The 5,042-nt window shown below is 70.1% G+C and carries 4 protein-coding genes and 1 pseudogene; all 5 read right to left on the reverse strand.

Features of this window, described 5'->3' with window-relative positions; genetic code table 11:
- On the reverse strand, positions 1-240 hold a 240-nt coding region (locus K304_RS30265; protein ID WP_037791332.1), incomplete at its 3' end, for an ATP/GTP-binding protein.
- Positions 221-907, reverse strand: coding sequence for a DUF742 domain-containing protein (locus K304_RS0120430; protein ID WP_027765245.1), 687 nt, complete (start codon positions 905-907; stop codon positions 221-223). The genes K304_RS30265 and K304_RS0120430, both read right to left, overlap by 20 nt.
- 131 nt (positions 908-1,038) lie before the next feature.
- Positions 1,039-1,452 carry a roadblock/LC7 domain-containing protein gene (locus tag K304_RS0120435; protein WP_037791334.1) on the reverse strand — a complete coding sequence of 138 codons (414 nt, stop codon included), beginning with the start codon at positions 1,450-1,452 and terminating at the stop codon, positions 1,039-1,041.
- A gap of 10 nt (positions 1,453-1,462) precedes the next feature.
- Positions 1,463-4,555, reverse strand: a complete 3,093-nt coding sequence (locus K304_RS0120440) for a nitrate- and nitrite sensing domain-containing protein (RefSeq protein WP_027765247.1) — start codon at positions 4,553-4,555, stop codon at positions 1,463-1,465.
- Between the two features lie 352 nt (positions 4,556-4,907).
- Positions 4,908-5,042, reverse strand: a pseudogene (locus tag K304_RS30270) (ATP-binding protein); the annotation flags it as partial.

Consider the following 5,042-nt stretch of genomic DNA (forward strand, 5'->3'; position numbering starts at 1 on the left):
GTCCAGGGTGATGCGGCCGAAGTCCATCGCCACCGTGGTCGTGGTCTTGTCCGCGGTGTGGGTCAGATCGTCGATGCCGGCCGACGCGGAGGTCATCACGGCCTCGGTACGCAGCGGATTGATCTCCGAGACCGCGCCGACGAAGGTGGTCTTGCCCACGCCGAAGCCGCCGGCCACCACGATTTTCGCGGAAGTGGTGGAGCGGGCAGCAGCACCGCCGCTAGAGCTTGCGAAGTCCACTGAGCACCCTTTCGAGCAGTGTCACGTCTGGTTGGCCATCGGCGCCGGAGTCGCCGCCACCGGGCTGGTGGATGGCGACGAGGCCGGCCTCCGCCAGATCCGCCACGAGGATCCGTGCGACGCCGAGGGGAATGGAGAGAAGTGCCGAGATCTCGGCGACCGACTTGATCTCGTAACAGAGCCGGCAGATCCGCTGGTGCTCGGGCAGCTGGCCCTGGAGCTGTGCGGAGTCCGCCGTGGTGTGCACCAGGGCCTCTATGGCCAGCTGGTAGCGGGGACGGGTTCGGCCACCCGTCATGGCGTAGGGACGCACCAACGGCTGCTGGTCGCTGCGGCCGTCGTCGATGTCGCCGTCACGGCCCTGCGGACCGCCCGAGCCGGGCTCGATCCGGTGCTGCGGCGGTTGCACCGGCTCGATCCGGTGGGGCGGTGGCGTCGGGGCGTGGTGTTGCGGCTGAGAAGGGAGCGGGCGTTCCGGCGGTTGCGGCTGCTCGTCGTAGTGGGGCGAGTGGTCGTACGGCTGCGGATCCGCCGGCGCTTGCGCGGGGGCGGGCCGCGCGGTCACGCGCTCGCTGGGTGCGGAGGGGAAGTTGAACCGCTTCAGGGGTGAACCCTGCTGCTGTTCCCGGCCGTCGCCGTACGACGGTCCGCCTGGTGACGTTGTCACGTTTCCTCCTCCGGCTACGGACTAGCGGGCCACAACTGCCAGTTGCTACCACGGTTTCCCGGTGGCACCGCGTCCCCGGCACCCTATGGGGCGGAGACGCGATGCGCACTGCCTGATCGCCTTTTCGATGCCTAGTTGAGAAGGGATCCCTGCAATTCAGCACGCAGATCGGGGGTGAGGACGGTGCCCGCGCGGTCCACCAGGAGGGCCATCTCGTACCCGACGAGGCCGATGTCGGCATCGGGATGGGCGAGGACGGCGAGGGAGGAGCCGTCCGAGATGGACATGATGAAGAGGAAGCCGCGCTCCATCTCCACCACGGTCTGGTTGACGCTGCCGCCCTCGAAGATGCGGGAGGCCCCGGCGGTCAGCGAGGTCAGCCCGGACGCGACCGCCGCCAGCTGGTCGGCACGATCGCGGGGGAAGCCCTCGGACATCGCGAGGAGCAGTCCGTCGGCGGAGACCACCACCGTGTGGGACACCCCGGGGGTGTTGTCCACGAAGTTGGTGATCAACCAGTTCAGGTTCTGCGCCGCCTGGCTCATCGGGCTCACACTAACGCTCCTGATCGTAGGTGCTGCCGGGGCCGAAGCCCTGTCGGTCGTTCTGGTGGGCATCGCTCGCGTTGCGTCCCCTCCGGACGCCGCGGTGCAGGTTGCTGAGCCTGCCGCGTACGTCCTCGGGGGCGCGGGAGACCTGAGGGCCGCCCTGCGGGCTCTGCGCCGCGGTGCCCTCGACCAGGTTGGCCCTGGGCACCCGTCGCGGGAGGCCGGAGTGCGTGACACCGCCGGCCTGCGGGTTACGCAGCTTCTCGGCCCGGCCCCAGCGGTCGTCGTTGGCCGAACTCCACTGGTCGCCGGTGTTCTCCGGGGAGCCCGGCTGCTGCGGCAGGGACTGCTGCGGCTGCTGGGACGGAGATTCCGCTTGGACCTGGTGCTGCGCTGCCGGTCCCTCTTCGTGCGGCCGTCGCCCCGGGTCCCGCCGCGGGAGTCCCGCGCCGGTCGTGGAGTGGTAGCTGCTCGGTGAGGGGCCCGGTCGTTCGAAGCCTACGCGCTCACCGGTGCCCTCGTGAACGCCGGGAGCGGATTCCGCTTCCGGCCAGCCCGAGGTCCGGTGATCATAACCGGGCTGGTCACCGGCCGGGAACTCCGGGCCGGGGTCGTATCCGCTCTGCCCGTATCCGGACCGGTCTGCGGCGCCCGCGGCATAGCCGCCACTCGGGGGCCCGCCGTCCGTTTCGTACCCGGGACGGGCTCCGTAGCCGTCGCCGTACCCGGTGCCGTACGGGTCGCCGGTCTCGTTCCAGACGCCCTCCGGCTCGTCGGGCCGACGGCCCTCCAGCGCGGCGCGGCGCCCCTCACGCAGGAGGGAGCGGCCGAGGGCGTCGTACTGCGCCCCGTCCGGGACCGGCTCGCCCTCGGAGGCGAAACGGGAGTCGTCGAAGCCCAGGTCGGCGGCCGAGCGCAGGTGCTGGTCGAAGACCGGCTGCGCCGCGACCGGCTGCTCGGGCATGATCCTCGAGACGGTGAAGTCCTGCTCGACCTCCTCCGCGCCGCCACCGTGCGTGATGGCCTCCGGAAGCATGACCAGCGAGGTGGTGCCGGCCTGCTCGCCCGAGGGCCGCAGCTGCACGCGGATGCCGTGCCGGTCGGACAGGCGACCGACCACGAACAGGCCCATCCGGCGGGAGACGGCGGCGTCCACGGTCGGCGGGTTGGCCAGCTTGTGGTTGATGTCCGCGAAGTCCTCCGCGGTCAGGCCGATGCCCTTGTCGTGGATCTCGATCATCACCCGGCCGTCCGGCAGGCGCGTGGCGGCGACCTCGACCCGGGTCTGCGGCGAGGAGAAGGAGGTGGCGTTCTCCAGCAGCTCGGCCAGCAGGTGCACGAGGTCCGTCACGGCCGCGCCGTGGATCTCGCTGTCCGGGACGGAGGACATCCCGACCCGCTCGTAATGCTCCACCTCCGAGGATGCGGCGCGCAGGATGTCCACCAGCGGCACCGGCCGGCTCCAACTGCGGCCGGGCTCCTCGCCCGCCAGGACCAGCAGGTTCTCGCCGTTGCGGCGCATGCGGGTGGCCAGGTGGTCCAGCCGGAAGAGGTTCTCCAGCTGGTCGGGGTCGGCCTCGTTGTTCTCCAGTTCGGTGATCAGGGCGAGCTGGCGCTCGATGAGGCCCTGGTTGCGACTGGAGAGGTTGGTGAAGATCGCGTTGACGTTGCCCCGCAGCAGCGCCTGCTCCGCGGCGAGCCGGACGGCTTCGCGGTGCACCTGGTCGAAGGCGCGGGCGACCTCGCCGATCTCGTCGGTGCTGGTGAGGGGGATGGGCTCGACGCGGGTGTCGACCCGGCCGGGCTCGGTCCGGGAGAGCTGGTCGACGAGCATCGGCAGGCGCTGCTCGGCGACGTCGAACGCGGCCGTCCGCAGCGAGAGCATGCTGCGGCTCATGGAGCGGGCCATCAGCGCGGCGAGCGCGAAGGCGATCAGCAGCGCGGTGAGCACGATGGCGCCGGTGACGAAGGTGTCGGTCCGGGACTCGGCGGCGATCTGCTCGGTCTCGGCCACGGCGCTGTCGACCAGCTCGGTCTCCACGGCCCGGTAGGCGTCGAACTTGGCCGTGGCGGCGGCGGACCAGGTCTGCGGGGTGACGCCCTGCCGGCGCAGCTCGCTCGCCTCGGCACCGCCGGCGATCGCCCGGATCATGTCCTCCATCGGGGGCGGGGCGACGAACGGCTTGTCCTGGGCCTCGGCCGCCTGCCGGGCGGCGGCGACCTTCTCCTTGCCTTCCTGCTGCGCCTGCCGCAACTCCTTCTCGAAGAGCGCGATGTCCTGGGGGCGCCCACCGCCGACGAACTCCTCCACGGCGATCCGCTCGAGGTAGGCGTACGAGGAGAAGGCCGTGAGCTGGCGCTTCAGCTCGGCGGGATCCTCGGCGGGCTTCAGCAGCAGGTGCATGCCGATGGAGCGCTGGAGCGACTCCGCACCCTTGGCGAGAGCGACGGCGTAGACCGACCGGCCGTAGGAGGTGACGTTGCCGGAGCCGAGACCCAGTTCGTTCGCGAACTGCATCAGGAAGTGCTGGACCTCGGTGTAGCCCTCCTCGGTCTTCACCCCGTCGAGCCTGCCCGTGTAGGCGACCTGGCGCAGCTTCTCCAGCTGCGGCTCGGCCTCGCGGAACTGCTCCAGGCGGCGCTCGAGACCCGGCTTGGCCGGCATGTTCTCGGCCTCGGCGTCGAACGCCTCCTTGGCGCGGTCCGTGGCCGCGCGCAGCTTGAGGACCGTCGGATCGTTCCTGCGGCCGTCGAGGAGGGGTTCGGCGGAGCGATCACGCTCGTTGAGCAGGGCGTTGCTGTAGTCGTACGCGGCCTCGACGAGGCGGGCGATGTCGTGCGCCTCCTCGGCCTCGTTCCAGCCGTCGACCGAGCTCTGCACCCGGAATCCACCGAAGACGAGCGCGACCAGCACGGGAATCAGCAGGATCGCGTTCAGTCTGGTGGGCACGCGCCAGTTGCGCACGGACAGCCGGCTGCCGCTCGGCGGGGCCGGCTCGGACGGCCGTCCACGCTCCGCCGACACGCGGGCGGGCGGGGTGAAATTGCCCCGTGACCCGTCCGTGTCCTGCGGAGCGGAGTCCTTGTTCCTACGCCTCACTCGACTTCTCACCTCTCGGCGCGTGGCCCCTCGAATTGGATGAAGCCGTACCTACTGCTGAGTTCAGCGAATTCCAGCACGTGGGGGCGCCGCTTTCCAAACACTTGACGGAGCCCTCGATTCATGGCAGCACGCAAGGTTCGAATCACCATAAAAAGGACAATAGGGGCGAAAACTCAAGTATTTGTGTGCAGAACGAAACGTTCTGCTCGCCCGGCGTGTCGACGGCCCGTCAATCAGCTGCGGAAACGTTATGAAACGTGTCTCAACCATGGCGAAGAACACACCCGGGACCGGAACGGCCGAGTGGATCAACTCGCCCCGCTGCGGAACGAGTTGATCGCGAGGAGAGTCACTTGAGGCGGGCCAGCAGCGCGTGCTCGACCAGGGTGATCAGCGCACTCTTCGCGTCGGCGCGGTGCCGGGCGTCGGTGGTGATGATCGGCGCGTCCGGGCCGATCTGCAGCGCCTCCCGCACCTCCTCCGG

This window comes from Streptomyces sp. CNS606 (assembly GCF_000426325.1).

Coding starts and splice junctions, on each gene's coding strand:
- K304_RS0120435 (WP_037791334.1), bottom strand. CDS start 1,452: ATGAGCCAGGCGGCGCAGAACCTGAACTGGTTGATCACCAACTTCGTG.